The 18,093-nt window shown below is 74.3% G+C and carries 17 protein-coding genes and 2 pseudogenes; 12 read left to right on the forward strand and 7 right to left on the reverse strand.

The genetic code is table 11. The features are described 5' to 3' along the window. The first annotated feature begins 2 nt into the window (after window positions 1–2). Together AB0K18_RS24280 and AB0K18_RS24285 are read left to right on the forward strand one after the other, a co-directional pair. Window positions 3–716: a histidine phosphatase family protein gene (locus AB0K18_RS24280; protein WP_364917966.1), complete on the forward strand. Its 714-nt coding sequence runs from the start codon at window positions 3–5 to the stop codon at window positions 714–716. A 10-nt stretch (window positions 717–726) separates the two neighbouring features. Beyond that, window positions 727–1,179: an NUDIX domain-containing protein gene (locus tag AB0K18_RS24285; protein ID WP_364917969.1), complete on the forward strand. Its 453-nt coding sequence runs from the start codon at window positions 727–729 to the stop codon at window positions 1,177–1,179. 51 nt (window positions 1,180–1,230) lie between these two features. Here the strand turns inward: AB0K18_RS24285 and hutC are convergent, their stop codons facing one another. After that, window positions 1,231–2,010 (reverse strand): histidine utilization repressor, encoded by a 780-nt coding sequence (gene hutC, locus AB0K18_RS24290; RefSeq protein WP_364917971.1) that lies wholly within the window; start codon window positions 2,008–2,010, stop codon window positions 1,231–1,233. Window positions 2,011–2,179: 169 nt separating this feature from the next. Between hutC and AB0K18_RS24295 the strand changes: the two genes are divergently transcribed. Genes AB0K18_RS24295 through hutI form a run of 5 tightly spaced genes read left to right on the forward strand, consistent with a single transcriptional unit; the run spans window position 2,180 to window position 9,039 of the window. Then, the gene (locus AB0K18_RS24295; RefSeq protein ID WP_364917974.1) at window positions 2,180–3,607 is read left to right on the forward strand and encodes a cytosine permease; all 1,428 of its coding nucleotides are present in this window, start codon (window positions 2,180–2,182) and stop codon (window positions 3,605–3,607) included. 16 nt (window positions 3,608–3,623) lie between these two features. Beyond that, window positions 3,624–5,279, forward strand: a complete 1,656-nt coding sequence (gene hutU / locus AB0K18_RS24300) for a urocanate hydratase (protein WP_364917977.1) — start codon at window positions 3,624–3,626, stop codon at window positions 5,277–5,279. Between the two features lie 34 nt (window positions 5,280–5,313). Beyond that, window positions 5,314–6,537: an allantoate amidohydrolase gene (locus AB0K18_RS24305; protein WP_364917978.1), complete on the forward strand. Its 1,224-nt coding sequence runs from the start codon at window positions 5,314–5,316 to the stop codon at window positions 6,535–6,537. Beyond that, a complete protein-coding gene (locus AB0K18_RS24310) occupies window positions 6,528–7,868 on the forward strand; it encodes a formimidoylglutamate deiminase (protein ID WP_364917980.1) in 1,341 nt (446 codons plus the stop codon). The genes AB0K18_RS24305 and AB0K18_RS24310 overlap by 10 nt, the downstream gene beginning before the upstream one ends. 19 nt (window positions 7,869–7,887) lie before the next feature. Beyond that, entirely contained in the window at window positions 7,888–9,039 is a 1,152-nt protein-coding gene (gene hutI / locus AB0K18_RS24315) for an imidazolonepropionase (protein ID WP_364917983.1), read from the forward strand. 7 nt (window positions 9,040–9,046) lie between these two features. Here hutI and AB0K18_RS24320 read toward each other — a convergent pair whose 3' ends face one another. Next, complete coding sequence (locus tag AB0K18_RS24320) at window positions 9,047–9,256, reverse strand: 2Fe-2S iron-sulfur cluster-binding protein (protein ID WP_364917985.1); 210 nt, start codon at window positions 9,254–9,256, stop codon at window positions 9,047–9,049. On the opposite strand from AB0K18_RS24320, the gene AB0K18_RS24325 reads away from it, so the two are divergent. Beyond that, the gene (locus AB0K18_RS24325) at window positions 9,233–9,502 is read left to right on the forward strand and encodes a hypothetical protein (RefSeq protein ID WP_364917987.1); all 270 of its coding nucleotides are present in this window, start codon (window positions 9,233–9,235) and stop codon (window positions 9,500–9,502) included. The genes AB0K18_RS24320 and AB0K18_RS24325 overlap by 24 nt on opposite strands. Before the next feature lie 59 nt (window positions 9,503–9,561). On the opposite strand, the pseudogene AB0K18_RS24330 reads toward AB0K18_RS24325, so the two are convergent. Then, a pseudogene (locus AB0K18_RS24330) lies at window positions 9,562–9,771 on the reverse strand (molybdopterin cofactor-binding domain-containing protein); the annotation flags it as partial. Here AB0K18_RS24330 and AB0K18_RS24335 point away from each other — a divergent pair. Then, a pseudogene (locus AB0K18_RS24335) lies at window positions 9,770–10,009 on the forward strand (helix-turn-helix domain-containing protein); the annotation flags it as partial. The pseudogenes AB0K18_RS24330 and AB0K18_RS24335 sit on opposite strands and share 2 nt — an antisense overlap. A 30-nt stretch (window positions 10,010–10,039) precedes the next feature. Here AB0K18_RS24335 and AB0K18_RS24340 read toward each other — a convergent pair. Then, a complete protein-coding gene (locus tag AB0K18_RS24340) occupies window positions 10,040–11,209 on the reverse strand; it encodes a cytochrome P450 (RefSeq protein WP_364917990.1) in 1,170 nt (389 codons plus the stop codon). A gap of 86 nt (window positions 11,210–11,295) precedes the next feature. Between AB0K18_RS24340 and AB0K18_RS24345 the strand changes: the two genes are divergently transcribed. The 3 genes from AB0K18_RS24345 to AB0K18_RS24355 all read left to right on the forward strand — a co-directional run bounded on the left by AB0K18_RS24345 (window position 11,296) and on the right by AB0K18_RS24355 (window position 14,382). After that, complete coding sequence (locus tag AB0K18_RS24345) at window positions 11,296–12,366, forward strand: TetR/AcrR family transcriptional regulator (RefSeq protein ID WP_364917992.1); 1,071 nt, start codon at window positions 11,296–11,298, stop codon at window positions 12,364–12,366. Window positions 12,367–12,588: 222 nt separating this feature from the next. Next, window positions 12,589–13,296, forward strand: coding sequence for a TetR/AcrR family transcriptional regulator (locus tag AB0K18_RS24350; RefSeq protein ID WP_364917995.1), 708 nt, complete (start codon window positions 12,589–12,591; stop codon window positions 13,294–13,296). A gap of 171 nt (window positions 13,297–13,467) precedes the next feature. Next, a complete protein-coding gene (locus AB0K18_RS24355; protein WP_364917997.1) occupies window positions 13,468–14,382 on the forward strand; it encodes a DMT family transporter in 915 nt (304 codons plus the stop codon). On the opposite strand, the gene AB0K18_RS24360 is transcribed toward AB0K18_RS24355, so the two are convergent. The 3 genes from AB0K18_RS24360 to AB0K18_RS24370 all read right to left on the reverse strand — a co-directional run bounded on the left by AB0K18_RS24360 (window position 14,383) and on the right by AB0K18_RS24370 (window position 18,041). Then, window positions 14,383–15,924, reverse strand: coding sequence for a two-component sensor histidine kinase (locus tag AB0K18_RS24360; RefSeq protein WP_364918000.1), 1,542 nt, complete (start codon window positions 15,922–15,924; stop codon window positions 14,383–14,385). Between the two features lie 67 nt (window positions 15,925–15,991). After that, window positions 15,992–16,855, reverse strand: a complete 864-nt coding sequence (locus AB0K18_RS24365; protein ID WP_364918004.1) for an SMP-30/gluconolactonase/LRE family protein — start codon at window positions 16,853–16,855, stop codon at window positions 15,992–15,994. A 52-nt stretch (window positions 16,856–16,907) separates the two neighbouring features. Then, window positions 16,908–18,041 carry an MFS transporter gene (locus tag AB0K18_RS24370; protein WP_364918007.1) on the reverse strand — a complete coding sequence of 378 codons (1,134 nt, stop codon included), beginning with the start codon at window positions 18,039–18,041 and terminating at the stop codon, window positions 16,908–16,910. Window positions 18,042–18,093 lie beyond the last annotated feature (52 nt).

Below are 18,093 nucleotides of genomic sequence, written 5' to 3' on the forward strand. Positions count from 1 at the left end.
CGGTGACTGTGAGGGATGAGCGCGACGAGCCGGTCGAATACCGGCAGAGCCGGTTCCGTACGCCGCCGGGCGCGACCGAGGTGCTGCTGGTGCGGCACGGCGAGTCCGAGCCGGCCCGCCCCGACCGGCCGTTCCCGCTGGTCGGCGGGCAGGGTGACCCGGCGCTCGCGCCCGAAGGCCGCGAGCAGGCCGAGCGGGTGGCGCTGCGACTGGCCGCCGAGCGGATCGACGCGATCTACGTCAGCACGTTGCGCCGCACCTCCGAGACGGCGGCGCCGCTGGCCGCCCGACTGGACGTGACGCCGGTGGCAGAGGCCGAGCTGCGTGAGGTGCACCTGGGCGAGTGGGAGGGCGGGCTGTTCCGCCGCATGGTGGCGGAGGGCCATCCGGTCGCCCGGCGCATGGCGCAGGAGGAGCGCTGGGACGTCATCCCCGGCGCGGAGCCGGCGGCGGCGTTCTCCGAGCGGGTCAGGAAGGTGCTGGAGAAGCTCGCGGCCGCCCATCCCGACCAGCGGATCGTGGTGGTGACCCACGCCGGCGTGATCGCGGAGGCGCTGGCGGCGGCCACCGGGTCGCGGCCGTTCGCGTTCCTGGGGGTCGACAACGCCGCGGTGTCGCACCTGGTGCTGACCGAGTCGCGGTCGATCCTGCGCAGGTTCAACGACACCGCGCACCTCGCCCCCTTCTTCACCACCACCGCCGCGCTGCCCACCTGACCGGGGCCGCGTGGTGAAGAGGCTGATCGCCCGGCTGTGGCGGAGCCTGCGCGGGTCGGTGAAGTGGCGGCTGCTCTACCTGACGCAGGACAAGTTCATGGTCGGGGTGACCGGGGTGGTGCGCGACCGCGACGGGCGGGTGCTGCTGCTGCGGCACCGGTTCTGGTCCGAGGAGCGCCCGTGGGGGCTGCCCACGGGCGGCGCGAAGCGCGGCGAGACGTTCGAGCAGACGGTCGTGCGCGAGGTGCGCGAGGAGACCGGGCTGGAGGTGCGGGTGGGCGAGCTGGTGCTGCTCAAGAGCGGGTTCCGGCTGAGGATGGAGGTCGCGTACGCGGCCGAGTACGCCGGCGGCACCCTGCGGCTGAACGCGATGGAGGTCCTGGAGGCCCGCTGGTGCGCCCCCGACGACCTGCCCGACGGCCTGATCCCGTCGCACCGGGCCCTGATCGAGGCGACCCGCTGACCGTGCCCAGCCTGGTCGTGCCCGGCCTGGCAGTACCCAGGCTGGTCATGCTCAGCGGGTGTCGAGCGTCCAGTCGGCGCCGAAGGAGCCTTCGAGCCGGTGGCGCGAGCCGGGGTGGAGCAGCCGGGCCACGCTGACCAGCACGTCGCGCGACCAGGTGCGGCGGCGCACGAGCAGGCACGGCTCGTGGCGGCCGATGCGCAGCAGCCTGCGCTGGGCGGCGTCGCCGAGCACCGCCTCGACGATGTGCTCGCCGCGGGTGAGCGGGGCGACCTCGTTGAGGTAGGCGTGGGGGGTCTGCCGGGTGAAGTCGCGGTCGAGGTAGCAGGGTGCGGCGGCCGGGTTGACCAGGCGGTCTTCGAGCTGGATCGGGGTGTCGTCCTCGAAGTGCACGATGAGCGAGCGGTAGACGACCGGCCCCGCGGCGGCGCGCAGCTCGGGGTCGGCGGCGTCGGACGGCTCCTCGCGGACGAAGACGACCTCGGTGTGGTGGCGGTGGCCGTGCCGGCGGATGTCGTCGGCGATGTTCCTGACCTGGAGCAGCGCGGAGGCGGCCTTGGGCGCGGCGACGAACGTGCCGACGCCGGCCCGCCGCTCGATGAGCCCCTCATGGGTGAGCTCGCGCAGCGCCCTGTTGATGGTCATGCGGGACAGGCCGAGCGCGCCGACGAGCTGGTGCTCCGACGGCAGCTGCTGGCCGTGGGCCCACCGGCCGGAGCGCACGCCGGCGCTGATGACCTTCTTGACCCGCTCGTACGCGGGCGCCGAGGCGGGCCCGAGCTGCTGGAACTGGGCGGCGAGCTCGGACTCGACCACCGTGATGGGCACCATGGCTCGGCGGATCCTCCGGTCGGGGGACGGCGGGCGGAGCGATCTCCGGACTCGATGGCCCGAAGTTTATCTTCCTCCCAAGGGTGGCGAGCTGTATATACAGGACTGTACATTTCCCCTCGAACCCCCGTTTCCCCCAGGGCGCGTGACGCGCGAGAGGCGGACCGCCATGACCGACCATCAATCACTGGGCGCGGGTCCTGCCGTGGAGCGCCGGACGATCGACGTGATCCCCGACGCCGAGCGGCACGGGACGCCGCGCAGCCAGTTCACCCTCTGGTTCGGCGCCAACATGCAGATCACCGCGATCGTGGACGGCGCGCTCGCCGTCGTGTTCGGCGCCGACGCCCTCTGGGCGATCATCGCCCTGCTCATCGGCAACGTGCTCGGCGGCGTGGTGATGGCGCTGCACTCCGCGCAGGGGCCGCGGCTCGGACTGCCCCAGATGATCTCCAGCCGGGCGCAGTTCGGCGTGCTCGGCGCCGTGCTGCCGCTGCTCCTGGTCGTGCTGATGTACCTCGGCTTCGCCGCCACCGGCAGCGTGCTGGCCGGGCAGGCGCTCGGCCGGATCCTGCACGTGCCGGCGACCGCCGGGATCCTGCTGTTCGGGCTGCTGACGGTGATCGTCGCGGTGACCGGCTACCGGCTCATCCACACCGTCGGCAGGATCGCGACCGTGATCGGCGTGTGCGGACTCGGCTACCTGCTGATCAAGGTCTTCACCACGTACGACGTGGGCGCCTTCGTCGGCGTCAAGGGCTTCGAGGCGCCGACGTTCCTGCTGGCCGTGGGGCTCGGCGCGGCCTGGCAGCTGACCTTCGGCCCGTACGTCGCCGACTACTCCCGCTACCTGCCGCGCAGCACCAGTGAGCGCTCCACGTTCTGGGGTACGTTCCTCGGCAGCGTCATCGGCTCGCAGTGGGCGATGTCGCTGGGCGCGCTGATCGCCGCCGTCTCGGGCGCGGTGTTCGTCGGCGACCAGGTCGGCTTCGTGGGCGAGCTGGCCGGTCCCGCGGCCGTCGCGCTGCTGATCTACATCGTGATCGTGGTGGGCAAGCTGACGGTGAACACGCTCAACGCCTATGGCGGCTTCATGTGCCTGCTGACGACCGTGACCGCGTTCAACGGCCGCTCGCGGGTCTCGCCGGTGGTGCGCGCGCTCTACATCGTCGGCTTCACCGCCGTGTCGGTCCTGGTGGCGATCATGGCCAGCGCGGACTTCCTGGACAACTTCAAGAACTTCGTGCTGGTGCTGCTCATGGTGTTCACGCCGTGGAGCGCGATCAACCTCACCGACTACTACCTGATCTCCAAGGAGCGGGTGGACATCCCCGCCCTGTACGACCCGGCGGGCCGCTACGGCCGCTGGAACGTCACCGCGCTGGTCACCTATGCCTTCGGCGTCCTCGTGCAGATCCCCTTCCTCGCGCAGAAGCTCTACACGGGGCCGGTCACCGAGCTGCTCGGCGGCGCCGACATCTCGTGGATCGTCGGCCTGCTGGCCACCGCCGCGCTGTACTACCCGTGGGCCAGGCGGACGTCGAACCCGCCCGCGGAGATGATCTATCCGTCCACCGAGCCGGTCGCGGCTCGCTGACAGAAAGGACCCGGTCATGGAAGGCGCACGCCCGGTCAGGGCCGCCCGTGGCACCGAGCTGACGGCCCTCGGCTGGCAGCAGGAGGCCGCGCTGCGGATGTTGCAGAACAACCTCGACCCCGAGGTTGCCGAGCATCCGGACGACCTCGTCGTCTACGGCGGGACGGGCCGCGCCGCCCGTGACTGGCGCTCCTTCGACGCGATCGTCCGCACGCTGCGCACGCTCAAGGCCGACGAGACGATGCTGGTGCAGTCGGGCCGGCCGGTGGGCGTGATGACGACCCACGAGTGGGCGCCGCGCGTGCTGATCGCCAACTCCAACCTGGTCGGCGACTGGGCGACGTGGGAGGAGTTCCGGCGCCTGGAGGCGGCGGGCCTGACCATGTACGGGCAGATGACGGCCGGTTCGTGGATCTACATCGGTACCCAGGGCATCCTGCAGGGCACGTACGAGACGTTCGCCGCGGTCGCCGCCAAGCGGTTCGGCGGCTCGCTGGCCGGCACGATCACGCTGACCGCCGGGCTCGGCGGCATGGGCGGCGCCCAGCCGCTGGCCGTCACCATGAACGGCGGCGTCGCGATCTGCGTGGAGTGCGACCCGTCGCGCATCCGGCGCCGGCTCGACCACGGCTACCTCGACGTCGAGGCCGACGACCTGGCGCACGCGCTGCGGCTGGCCACCGAGGCCAGGGACGCCCGCAGGCCGCTGTCGATCGGGCTGCTCGGCAACGCCGCCGACGTGCTGCCGCGCATGCTGGCCGAGGGCGCGCCGATCGACGTGGTGACCGACCAGACCAGCGCGCACGACCCGCTGGCGTACCTGCCGGTCGGGGTGGCCTTCGAGGACATGGCGGCCGAGCGGGACAAGGACCCGGCCGGCTTCACCGAGCGGGCGCGGGCGTCGATGGCGCGGCACGTCGAGGCGATGGTCGGCTTCCAGGACGCCGGGGCGGAGGTGTTCGACTACGGCAACTCGATCAGGGGCGAGGCGAAGCTGGCCGGCTACACCAGGGCCTTCGACTTCCCCGGCTTCGTGCCGGCCTACATCAGGCCGCTGTTCTGCGAGGGCAAGGGGCCGTTCCGGTGGGCGGCGCTGTCGGGCGACCCGGCCGACATCGCGGCGACCGACCGGGCGATACTCGACCTGTTCCCCGACAACGAGCCGCTGGCCAGGTGGATCCGGATGGCCGGGGAGAAGGTGCACTTCCAGGGGCTGCCGGCGCGCATCTGCTGGCTCGGGTACGGCGAGCGTGACCGGGCGGGCGAGCGGTTCAACGACATGGTGGCCTCGGGCGAGCTGCGGGCGCCGATCGTGATCGGCCGCGACCACCTCGACTGCGGGTCGGTGGCCTCGCCGTACCGCGAGACCGAGGGCATGCGCGACGGGTCGGACGCGATCGCGGACTGGCCGCTGCTCAACGCCATGGTGAACGTGGCCTCCGGCGCCTCCTGGGTGTCGATCCACCACGGCGGCGGCGTGGGCATCGGCCGGTCGATCCACGCCGGGCAGGTGACGGTGGCCGACGGCACGGCGCTGGCCGGGGAGAAGATCAGGCGGGTGCTCACCAACGACCCGGGCATGGGGGTGATCCGGCACGTGGACGCCGGGTACGAGGAGGCCGAGGAGGTCGCCGGCCGCACCGGCGTGCGCGTGCCCATGAAGGAGTCCTGATGCCGTCGTCGTTCCACTCGCGGGAGGGCTGCTGATGCCGTCGTCGTTCCAGGAGATGTGGGCGGAGCTGCTGCCCGTCGGGCGGCACGCGGGCTCCGGCGGTTACCGGCGCTTCGCGTGGACCTCGGCGGACGCCGAGTGCCGCGACTGGTTCCGCGAGCAGGCGGCGGCGCGCGGGCTGGACGTCGAGACCGACCGCAACGGCAACCAGTGGGCCTGGCTGGGCGACCCGGCGGCGGGTGACGCCGTGGTGACCGGGTCGCACCTGGACTCGGTGCCGGACGGCGGCGCGTTCGACGGGCCGCTCGGCGTGGTGTCGGCGTTCGCGGCGCTGGACGAGCTGGCGGCGCGCGGCGTGCGGCCGTCGCGCCCGGTCGCGGTGGTGAACTTCGGCGACGAGGAGGGCGCGCGCTTCGGGCTGGCCTGTGCGGGTTCGCGGCTCACGGCGGGGCAGCTCACGCCGGAACGGGCCGCCGCGCTGCGCGACGCGGACGGCGTCACGCTGACGCAGGCGATGGAGCGGGCCGGCCACGACCCTGAGGCGATCGGCCCCGACGACGAGCGGCTGGCCAGGATCGGCGTGTTCGTGGAGCTGCACGTCGAGCAGGGCCGCCACCTCGCTGGCACCGGCTCCCCGGTGGGCGTGGCGTCGGCGATCTGGCCGCACGGGCGCTGGCGCTTCGACTTCCGCGGCGAGGCCAACCACGCGGGCACCACCCGCATGCAGGACCGGCACGACCCCATGCCCGCCTACGCGGCGACCGTGCTGGCCGCGCGGGAGCGGGCCGCCGCGGCGGGCGCGCGGGCCACGTTCGGCAAACTGCTCGTCGAGCCGAACGGCGTCAACGCGGTGCCGAGCCTGGTACGGGCCTGGCTGGACGCGCGGGCGGCCGACGAGGAGACGCTGGCGCTGCTGCTCGGCACGATCGAGGACGCGGCCCGTGAGCACGCCGCCCGCGAGGGGGTGGAGGTCGGCCTGGAACGCGAGTCGTTCACGCCGGTCGTGGACTTCGCGCCCGCGCCGCGCGACGAGCTGGTGCGGCTGCTGGCGGCGCGCCGCCCGTACGAGGTGCCGGTGCTGCCGACGGGCGCCGGGCACGACGCGGGCATCCTGGCCGCGAAGGTGCCGACGGCGATGCTGTTCGTCCGCAATCCCACCGGGGTGTCCCACTCCCCTGCCGAGCACGCCCGTGAGGACGACTGCGTGGCAGGGGTGGAGGCGCTGGCCGACGTGCTGGAGGGGCTGGCATGCCGGTGACGTACCACGCCGAGCACGCCTGGATCGGCGGCGCGGTCGTGGCGGGGGTGGTGATCGAGGTGGCCGGCGGCCGCATCTCCGGCGTCCGTACGGGCGTCGCCACGCCCCCGCCCGGCGCCTCGGTGCTGCGCGGCCTGACACTGCCCGGTCTGGCGAACGCGCACTCGCACGCCTTCCACCGAGCCCTGCGCGGCATCGCGCAGCGCGGCTCGGGCACGTTCTGGACCTGGCGCGACACCATGTACGACGTGGCAGGCAGACTCGACCCCGACACGTACCTGGACCTGGCCACCGCCGTCTACGCCGAGATGGCGCTGGCCGGGATCACCTGCGTGGGCGAGTTCCACTACCTCCACCACGCGCCGGGCGGCACCCCGTACGCCGGCCAGAACGCCATGGGCGAGGCGCTCATCGAGGCGGCGGCGCGGGCCGGGATCAGGATCACGCTGCTCGACACCTGCTACCTGTCCGCCGGGTTCGGCGCGCCGCCCGAGCGGCACCAGCTCCGCTTCAGCGACGGCGACGCCGCCGCCTGGGCGGCCCGCGCGGGCGAGCTGAAGGAGCGGCCGCACGCCCGGATCGGGGCGGCGGTGCACTCGGTGCGCGCGGTCCCGGCGGACCAGATCGCGACCGTCGCGGAGTGGGCCGCAGGGCGGGCGGCGCCGCTGCACGTGCACCTGTCGGAGCAGCCCGCCGAGAACGCGGCGTGCCTGGCCGCGCACGGCCGCACGCCCGCCGCGCTGCTGGCCGAGCGGGGCGCGCTCGGCCCGCGGACGTCCGCCGTGCACGCCACCCACCTGACCGGCGACGACATCGCGCTGCTCGGCGGCTCGGCCACCACCGTCTGCATGTGCCCCACGACCGAACGGGACCTCGCCGACGGCATCGGCCCGGCCGCCGCCCTGGCCGCCGCCGGGTCCCCGATCAGCCTGGGCAGCGACAGCCACGCCGTGATCGACCTGTTCGAGGAGGCGCGGGCGGTGGAGCTGGACGAGCGGCTGCGCACGCTGCGGCGCGGCCACTGGAACGCCGCCGCGCTGCTGCGCGCCGCCATCGAGGACGGGCACGCCTCGCTGGGCTGGCCGGAGGCGGGCAGGATCGAGGCGGGCGCGCCGGCCGACTTCGTCACGGTCGCGCTCGACTCCGTCCGCACAGCGGGGCCGCCGCCGTCGCTCGGCGCGGAGACCGCGGTGTTCGCCGCGTCCGCCGCCGACGTCCGGCACGTCGTGGTGAACGGCCGCCCGGTCGTCCGCGACGGCACGCACCTGCTGGTGTCGGACGTGCCCGGCGCGCTGTCCCGCACGATCACCCACCTCACCACCCGGCTGTAACGCAGAAAGGAGCCGTGCCGTGTCCGTCGCCATCACCGGGATCGGCAGCCTGCTCACCAACGATCCCGAGCTGGGCACGATCACCGGCGCCGCCGTCGTGTTCGACGCGGGCCGGGTCGTCTGGGCCGGGCCGCAGGCGCGGGTGCCCGACGCCGACGAGCGGGTGGACGCGGGCGGCCGGGCCGCGATCCCGGGGTTCGTGGACTCGCACGCGCACCTGGTGTTCGCCGGTGACCGCACGGCCGAGTTCGACGCCCGCATGTCGGGCCAGCCGTACACGGCGGGCGGCATCCGCACGACGGTGGCGGCGACCCGCGCGGCGAGCGACGCGGAGCTGGACGCGAACGTCGCCAGGTACGTCGCCGAGGCGCTGCGCCAGGGCACCACGACGATCGAGTGCAAGTCGGGCTACGGCCTGACGGTCGAGGACGAGGCCCGCGCGCTGCGCATCGCGGCAGCTCACACCGACGAGGTGACGTACCTGGGCGCCCACGTGGTGCCGCCCGAGTACGCCGGCGACCCGGACGCGTACGTGGACCTGGTGGCGGGACCGATGCTGGACGCCTGCGCCCCGCACGCCCGCTGGGTGGACGTCTTCTGCGAGCGGGGCGCGTTCGACGGCGACCAGTCCCGCAAGGTGCTCACGGCCGGGCAGCGGGCGGGACTGACGCCCCGGGTGCACGCCAACCAGCTCGGCCCGGGGCCGGGCGTGCGGCTGGCGGTGGAGCTGGGCGCGGCGTCCGCCGACCACTGCACGCACCTCGGCGACGAGGACGTGGACGCGCTGGCGAGCGGCTCGACGGTGGCGACGCTGCTGCCCGGCGCGGAGTTCTCCACCCGCTCGCCGTACCCGGACGCGCGCCGCCTGCTGGACGCGGGCGTGACGGTGGCGCTGTCCACGGACTGCAACCCGGGGTCGAGCTTCACCAGCTCGATGCCGTTCTGCGTGGCGCTGGCCGTGCGCGAGATGGGCATGACGCCGGACGAGGCCGTGGCCGCCGCGACGCTGGGCGGCGCGCGGGCGCTGCGCCGCGACGACGTGGGCCGCCTGTCCCCCGGCGCCCGCGCGGACCTGGTGCTGCTGGACGCGCCCAGCCACGTCCACCTGGCCTACCGGCCGGGGGTTCCGCTGGTCGCCGGGGTCTGGCGGGGCGGCGTACGCGAGGTCTGACGGGCGCTCACATGCGCTCGGCGCCGGCTCTGATCGCCTGCCGGATGCGGGGGTAGGTGCCGCAGCGGCAGATGTTGCGGATGCCGTCGAGGTCGTCGTCGGTGATGGCGCGGCCCTCGGCGGCGACCCTGCGCACGAGGTCCACGGCGGCCATGATCTGGCCGGGCTGGCAGTAGCCGCACTGGGAGACGTCGTGGTCGATCCACGCCTGCTGCATGGGGTGCAGGCCGTCGTCGCCGGCGACGGCGGGACGGGCGGGACGGTGGGCTCGGGGGTGAAGGACAGCGTGCCGTGGTGGATCGGGAACGTGGCCGGCATGGCGCCGGTGGCGCGGCCGTACGCGCAGGCGACGGCGGCCATCGAAGCGGCCACGGCCAGCTCTCCGGCGCCGCCGGGCTGGTCGGAGGTGTCGGGCATGATGATGACCCGCACGTCGGGAGGGGTGTTCCACTGGCGGGTGTAGAAGTAGTCGTCCCAGCTCGCCTCCAGGAAGGCGCCGTCGCGCAGGTGCAGGCTGGAGGTGAGGGCGAGCGCGATGCCGTCCATGACGCCGCCCGTCATCTGCGCCTCCAAGCCGCGCGGGTTGACGGTGAGCCCGGCGTCCACGGCGAAGACGACCTTGGTGACGCGCGGCCCTGTCACGCCGTCGCGGATCGGCCGGCCGACGGTCGCGGGCCGGCAGTCGATCTCGACGAGCGCGGCGCAGGTGGAATCAACGCTGTCCGCGTTCATGACGCCGTCCGAGTCGGAATCGCTGCTCGAACACGCCTACCTCGAGGCCGTCGAGCGCGTCGGCGACACCGACGAGCTGCGCACGCGCATCCTCGACGCCGCCTACGAGCAGTTCTGCCGCATGGGCATCCGCCGCTCGACCATGGAGGAAGTCGCCCGCCGCGCCAAGGTCTCGCGCATCACCGTCTACCGCCGCTTCGCCACGAAGGACGCGCTGGTGGAGCACGTCGCGCGGCGGTTCCTCGTGCCGATGCTGGAGCCGCGCTGATCAGCCCAGGGTGACCGGCAGGGCCGCCAGCCGCAGCGTCCCCGGATCGGGCAGGTACGCCGGCTCGCCCTTGAGCTCCATTCCGGGGAAGCGGCGCAGCAGGGCGCCGAGCGCGACGCCGGTCTCCACGCGGGCCAGCCCGGCGCCCACGCAGAAGTGCGGCCCGTGGCCGAACCCGAGGTGCGGCACCGGCTCCCTGGTGATGTCGAACCTGTCCGGCTCGTCGAACACGCGCGGGTCCCGGTTCGCCGCGGCCACCGAGACGGTGACCGGCTCGCCCTCGGGGATGCGCACGCCGCCGATCTCCACGTCCTGCGCCGCGAAGCGCGGCACGGTCATGATCTGCGGGGTGCACCAGCGGGCCAGCTCCTCCACCGCGCGCGGCATGAGCGCGGGGTCGGCGCGCAGCGCGGCCAGCTGATCGGGGTGGGCGAACAGGGTGACCAGGGCGTTGGCGATGAGGTTGGCCGGGGTCTGGCCGGCCAGGACCAGCATCCACACCATGGTGACCAGCTCGTCGTCGGAGAGCCTGTCGCCGTCCTCGCCGGCGATGCGGGCCAGGTCGGAGACCACGTTCGCGGACGGCGTCGCGCGCGCCTCGGCGATCGCCTTCTTCGCGCCCTCGATGATCGCCGGCAGCGCCTCCTTGAACGCCTCGCCGTGGCCGCTCGCGACGGCGACGCCGTACTCGCGCCAGGCGGGACGGTCGGCGGCGGGGATGCCGACCAGCTCGCAGATCACCTCCATGGGCAGCGGCCTGGCGAAGTGCGCGAGCAGGTCGGCCTCCTGGCCCGGCAGCTCGGTGAGCAGGCGGTCCACGACGGCCTCGATGCGCGGGGCGAACTCCACGGCCTTGCGCGGCGTGAACGCGGGCGCGACGAGGCGGCGCAGGCGGGTGTGCTCGGGGCCGTTCATCTCGGACATCGTGCGCATGTAGCGGACGCAGTGCTCGGGGACGTCGGGGCGCAGGAAGCTGCCTGTGTTGATCTCGAGGCGGGGGTCGGCCAGCGCCGCCCTGGCCTCCTCGTAGCGGGTGACCGCCCACAGGTGGCCGAGTCCCGGCACCAGCAGGCGTACCACGGGGGACTTCTCCCTGGCCGGGGCGTACGCGGCGGCCAGGTCACGCAGCACCGCGAGGTCGGACAGGTGTATCTCCGGCACGTCGGTCATGACGCCGCCTCTCATTTCGAATGATGCCATCATCTGAATGTTGACGGTATCTTGCTTTTCGAGCGCACGGCAACGGAGGAGGGCGGTTGGTCAGGCTCACCAGGGCACAGACGCAGGAGCGCAACCGGGCGAAGGTGCTGGCGGCGGCCAAGGAGGAGTTCGCCGAACGCGGCTACCGCGACGCCAAGATCGACGACATCGCCGACCGGGCCGAGCTGACCCGCGGCGCCGTCTACTCCAACTTCCCCGGCAAGCGGGCCCTGTACTTCGCGGTGCTGGCCGACCTGGCCGAGCACGCACCCGTACGGCCTCCCGCCGAGCCCGCGCCGACCGTGCGCGAGGCGCTCGGCGAGGTCGCGCGGGCCTGGGTGACCCGGCTGCCGCTGGTCACCGACGGCGAGCACGAGCCGAGCCGGCTGGGCATGCACCTGCTGCCCGAGATCCTCGCCGACGAGGCGACGCGCAAGCCGTACGCGCAGCTCATGCGACTCAACGCGATCCTGCTCGGGCTGGCCATGGAGCGCCTGCGGCCGCCCCGCGAGCCGGACGGGCGGCTCGTGCGGCTCGCCGAGTCCACGCTCACCGTCCTGCAGGGCGCGGCGCAGCTGTCGGCGGCGGCGCCCGGGTTCGTCGATCCGTTCAGCCTGATCAGGACGTGCGAGCAGCTCGCCGAGCTCGACCTCGACGACCGCTGGTTCCAGGCCCCCATGACCCCCTCGACCCTGTCCCCCGCCTCCCCCTGGGCACCGCCGTCCGGGACCGTGGACGCGGTCTCCGGCGAGCCCACCCATCCCGAGCGCGACGGGGTGGTGGCGGTGCTCGGCCTGCACCGGCTCTCGGCCGCCGAGGAGCTCGTCCGCGCCGCGCCCCCCGGCACCGAACCGACAGTCGTCATCGTCACCGGCGCCCCCAAGGAGCTGCTCCCCCTGGCCCGCCTCGTCATCGCCGAAGTGGTCACCTGCCTCCGCCAGGCCTTCCCCCGCGCCGCCTGGCCCCGTCTGCGCGTCCTGTACGACGACACGGGCGCGCTGGCTTCGGCCGCGGGCGTAGCGGACCCGGACGACCGCACGGAGGTGGCGCTACGGGTGCGCGCGGGCCGCGTGGAGCTGCGAGCCGAAGGCTTCGGCGCCTGCCACGCCGCCGCCCTCCACCCCTGACCTGCGGGTGGGGCGGGGTTCGCATTCCGGTGGAACCGGGGCGGGTGGGTGCGCGGTCCAAGGTAAGGGCGACGCTCGCGCCGGCGTCCAGAGCGGGCTCGACACCGCCGGGAGGCCGGCCGACGCCGCCAGGCGGCCCTTCCCGTCCGGCACGTGCCGGGCGTCGCCCCCCGCCGGCTCCACCGCTCCGCTTGCGGTGGCATGCCCTTCATAATGGGGACCGTGGTGGAGCAGGAGGCCGGGGTGGTCGTCGGGCGGCGTGAACGCAAGAAGCAGGCCACCAGGGCGGCGCTCAGCGCGGCCGCACTCCGCCTCTCCCTGCGTCACGGCGTCGAGAACGTCACCGTCGAGCAGATCGCCGGTGAGGCCGACATCGCGCTGCGCACCTTCTTCAACTACTTCTCCAGCAAGGAGGAGGCGGTGGTGGCGACCCTCTCGGCCGCCGCCGAGCAGCTCATCGCCGAGTTCCGCGCCCGGCCGCCGGAGGAGACGGTGCTGGCGGCGTTCAGGGAGGCGGTGCTCACGGTCATGGACGCGAGCGACGCCGGCGGCCGGGACCACATCAGGGCGCTGCGGCTGGTCAGGACCACGCCGTCGCTGGTGCCGTACGAGCTGGCCGTGCTCGCCGCCCAGGAGCAGGCCCTGGCCGAGGCGATCACCGAACGCATCGCCCCGCCCTCTGCCGGGGTGGCCTCCTGGGACGCCGGCCTGGACGAGGGCGAGAGCGTCTATCCGATCGTGTGCGCCGGCGCCGTGCTGAGCGCGCTGCGCGTGGTGCTGGATCGGTGGTCGCGCCAGGCGGGCGAGACCGGCCTTTCGCCCGACATCGCGGTGCTGCGGCGCCGGTTCGACGCCGCCATCGCCGAACTGGCCGCCGGCCTCGACCGCCCCGGCCACACCCCATCCGAGCCAGACCCCATTCCCGCCTGAGCGAGCCCGCGACCGAGCCAGAGCCCACCCCCGCCGAGCGAGCCTGCGGCCCTCCGGTCGAGCCCCGCCTGAGCGAGCGTGCGAGCCTGTGGAAATCGCGTTGCGGGTGGCCGGCCCCGGGTGACAGCATCGAAGGCTTCTTACAGTGATGACGGTGCTGGTGGTGGCGGGATGCGGTGGGCGGGGGCGGTGCTGGCGGTCGGGTCGGCCTGTGGGTTCGCGTTCTCGGGGCCGATGGCGAAGTACCTCGTGGCGGGCGGGATGACGCCGGTCGAGGCGGTGTGGGTGCGGCTGGCCGGGTCGGGGGTGCTCATGGTGCTCGTCCTCGGCCTGTTCCGGCCCGCGGCGTTGCGGATCGCCCGGTCGCGGTGGACGTTCGTCGGCCTGTACGCGCTGACGGCCGTCGCGGCCGTCCAGACCCTGTTCTTCGTGGCGGTGACCCGGCTGCCGGTCGGGATCGCGCTGCTGCTGGTGTCGATGGCGCCGGTGCTCGTGGTGGCCTGGGTCCGGCTGGTACGCCGCCTGCGCCTGCCCAGGTCCGCGTACGCGGGCGCGATCGTCGCGGTCGCCGGCCTGGCGATCGTCGTGGAGGCGTGGCGGGAGATCCGCCTCGACGGGCTGGGCCTGGCGACGGGCCTGCTGGCGGCGGCCTGCTCGGCCGGCTACTTCCTGATGAACGAGAGCTTCGGCGACGAGGTGGACCCGCTCGCGCTCATCGCCTGGGGCACGGTGGGCGCGACCGTGGCGCTGGCGCCGTTGGCGTCGCCGTGGGACCTGCCCTGGGAGGCGTTCCTGAGATCGGTGGCGCCGGGCGAGGTCGAGCTGCCGGTGCTCGTGGCGTACCTGCTGATGGTGGTCGCGGGGACGGTGCTGCCGTACGTGTGGGGCGTGCACGCCGTGCGGCGGCTGTCGGCGGCGGTGGCCGCCACCATGGGCACGGTCGAGGTCGTCGCGGGGGCGGTGATGGCGTGGGGGTTCGTCGGGGAGACGCTGGGCGCGTACCAGATCGCGGGCGGCGTGGTCGTGTTGTGCGGCGCGGTGCTCGCCCGCCGTTCGCATCGCGCTCCCGACCGCGTACTCGCGTGATCATTCTCTGGGCGGCAGGTCGGCTTGGAGGAGCCAGCCGCCGTCGCCGTCGGGGCCCGAGTCGAGGGTGCCGCCCACGGCGCGGACGCGTTTGCGCATCCCGGCCAGGCCGTGGCCGGAGGAGGGCAGGGGTTCCGACGTGGCCGGCGCGGGCCCGTTGTGCAGCTTCACCGACAGCCCCCCGCCGGAGGCGGCGACCGTGACCCGGACGCGGGTGCCTGGACCGGCGTGTTTGAGCACGTTCGTCAGCCCTTCCTGGACGATGCTGGCGGCGCACGTGCGCAGCACCGGCGAGACCGTCGCCATGCCGGGGTCGAGGCCGAGGTCCACGACGAGGCCGGCGGCGGACATGCGGCGGGCCGCCGCGCGGATCAGCTCGGCCGCGTCGAGGTGCAGGTCGGCGCCGTGCAGCAGGTTGCCGAGGTCGCGCAGCACCTGGTTGCCCGTCTCGCGGATGTCGGTGAGCGCGTGGCCGACCGGCCCGTCGGGAGCGGCGTCGCAGGCGGCGCCGGCCCGCAGCACCATCGCGCCGACGTGGCCCGCCACCAGGGTCTGGACGTCGCGGGCGATGTGCTCGCGCTCGGCCAGCAGGTCGGCGCGGGCGCGGGCGAGCGTCAGGCGTACGGCCTCCTCGGCCCGCAGCCGCTCGGCCGCGGTGACGGCGCGGCGCATGCCGAGGTAGCGGCCGACCGCGATCGGCATCGCCACCAGCGTCATCAGGAAGAGCACGCGCAGGGTGGTGATCCTGCTCAGCGGCTCGAACACGGCCACCGCGACGACCACGCAGCCCGCCGCGTACGCCAGGGCCGTCCGCGCCCACGACGCCACCCGCATCGCGAACACCCCCATCGCCACCATCAGGAGCAGCATGCCGGTGTCGGCGGCGCGGTTCAGGTGGGCGTCCGCGGCGATCAGCAGCACCCCTTCGACGGCCACGACCAGGCCGGGCAGCCTCCTGGCCACGCCGAGCGCCAGCCCGGAGACGACCGCGGCGACCTGGACGATCGCGACCGGATGGCCGCCCGAGTGCCAGACGTCCCACGTGCTCAGCACGGCCAGCAGCACGCCACCGGCCGCCAGCAGCAGGTCAGGGGTGACGTCGCGGGTGCTGCGGTGCAGGTAGCCGCCGATCACGGCGGGCGCGGCGGGCAGCAGGAGCGCGAGCGCCATCGTGCCGGGGGTGACGCCGGGGGCCGCCACGGTGAGCGCCGTGGCCAGCATGGCGGCGGCCATCGGGCCACGCGCCGCCCTGAGCCCGGAACGGTAGCCGGTCAGGCACAGCGCCACGCACAGCAGGATCTGCGCGCTGTCCGTGCCCGGCGCCAACCGGCCGGCGATCACCACGAGGGCGGCGAGGTAGACGGTGACGGGGCCCGGGCGCTGGCGTACGACGCCCATGGGCAGGCCGGCCAGCAGCGCCGCGGCGAACTCGGGCGGCGTCGGCGACGCGGTGCCCTCACTCGCGTACCCGTTGATCACCAGTTCCAGGGCGACGGCCGAAGCGGCGAACAGCCCATCCACCGACACACCGCGCGAACGCATGCGCTAACGCTACCGATTGATCACCTCACCCGGGCACATCCTCGCGCCGAACGCGTTCGCGGCATGGTCAGAGCGTGGTGGGAAGGACGGGGAGGCCGTGGACGCCGGGGTCGGCGGCGAAGAGGGCGCCTGCCTCGGGTTGTTCCGTGCGGTCCACGTCCAGGGCCGAGGTGGTGATGAAGAGGCGGTTCAGATCGTCGCCGCCGAAGGCGACGGCGGTGACCTTGCGGACCGGGAGGGTGATCACCGCGTCGAGGCGGCCGTCGGGGGCGTAGCGGTGGACGGCGCCGCCGTCCCACAGGGCCACCCAGACGCCGCCCTCGGCGTCCACCGTCAGGCCGTCGGGTGCCCCCTGCGAAGGGTCCACGGCGGCGAAGGGGCGCCGGCCGCTCAGCCCGGTCTCCTGGTCGTAGTCGAGGACGTCCACGCGGCCGGTCTCGGTGTCGGCGTAGTAGGCCAGCCGGCCGTCCGGGCTGAAGCAGAAGCCGTTGGAGATCGTCACCTCCGGCAGCACCACGCGCAGCTCGCCGCCGGGCCCGGCCACGTAGAACGAGCCGCGGCCGGGGGCGGAGTCGTAGGCCATGCTGCCGATGTAGAAGCGGCCGTCGGGGTCGCAGCCGCCCTCGTTCATGCGGACGCCGGGGTCGGTCCACGCCTCGCCGAGCGAGCGCAGCGGGGCGTCGAGGTCGTCGGAGTCGGCCAGCAGCAGCTCGCGCTCGGCGGCGACGACGTACCCGCCGGAGACGCGGGGGCGCACGACGGCGGCGACCTCGGCGACGTGGCGGCGGCGCACCTCGCCGCCGGGCGTGAGCGCGAGGACGTCGCCGGCCAGCATGTCCACCCACCGCAGCCCGCCCCACCGGCCGGACCACACGGGCCCCTCGCCGTGCTGGGCGACGGGGTCGGTGACGGTGTACGCGGTGATGGTCATGCCGCTTCTCCTCCATGATCGCCGGGGTAGGCCAGCCTAGTACGAGGCGGGGTCAGATCCGGCGGGTGGCCGTGACCAGCAGCAGGGCGAGCACCGCCAGCGCCGCGCCCGCCGCGTACGTCACCGCCACCCCGTGCGCCAGCGTCAGCCCGCCGGCGAGCGTGCCGGCGCCGATGCCCGCGTAGATGGCCGACGCGTTGAGCGAGACGACCAGGGACGCCTCCCCCGGGGCGACGCCGATGAGCCGGTGCTGCTGGGGCGGCGTCTGGCACCAGGTGCCCGCGCCCCACCCGGTGGCCAGCAGCCCGACGAGGACGACGGGGACGTCCTGCGAGCCCGCCAGCCGGCCCAGCCCGGCCAGACTGGCGGCCATCACGACATATCCGATCATGAGCACTCGGCCGGCGCCCCACCGGTCCGTGGCGTACCCGGCGGCCAGGTTGCCGAGGACGGCGCCCAGCCCGTACAGGAAGAGCATCGACGCCGTGGACTCCACGCCGACGGCGCGCATCGCGGGGGCGCTGTAGGCGTAGACGGTGTAGGTGGCGGCCATGCCGAGCATGGTCAGCGCCAGCACGGCGGGGACGGCGGGCCGTCGCAGCACCCTCAGCCGTACCCGCAGCGGCACCGGGGATCCGCCGGGCAGCGCCGGCAAGATCACGCACACGGCGCCGGCCACCACCACGCAGGCCGCCGCCACCAGGCCGAGCGCCGCCCGCCAGCCGAGCCACTGCCCGGCCAGCCCGCCCAGCGGCACTCCGGCCGCCGTCGCCACCGTGAGCCCGCCGACGACCGTGGCGAGTGCCCGGCCCCGCGCCTCGGGCCGCGACAGCGCCGCCGCCACCGCCCCGGCGTTCGGCGTGAACGCCGCCGCTCCCGCCGCCGCCACGACCCGCGTCACCAGCAGCACCGCGAACGTCGGCGCGAGCGCCGACCCCAGGTTCGCCAGCGCGAGCAGCAGCAGCGCGCCGACCAGCAGCGCCCGCCGCGACAGGCGGGCGGTCACGGTGGCGAGGACGGGCGACAGGATCGCGTACGCCACCGCGAACGCGGTCACCGACTGCCCCGCCGCCGTCTCGCTCACCTCTAAGGACGCGGCGAGCTGCGGCAGGAATCCCGCCACCACGAACGCGTCCGTCCCCACGGCGAACGCCCCCGCGGCCAGCACCGCCACGGGTGCGAACATGCTCTTAACCGGGACATCCAACATCCCGTTTTACCTCCTGGGTTTGTCATGA

This window comes from Nonomuraea sp. NPDC049421 (genome assembly GCF_040677005.1).
In the GTDB taxonomy this organism is placed as follows: domain Bacteria; phylum Actinomycetota; class Actinomycetes; order Streptosporangiales; family Streptosporangiaceae; genus Nonomuraea; species Nonomuraea salmonea.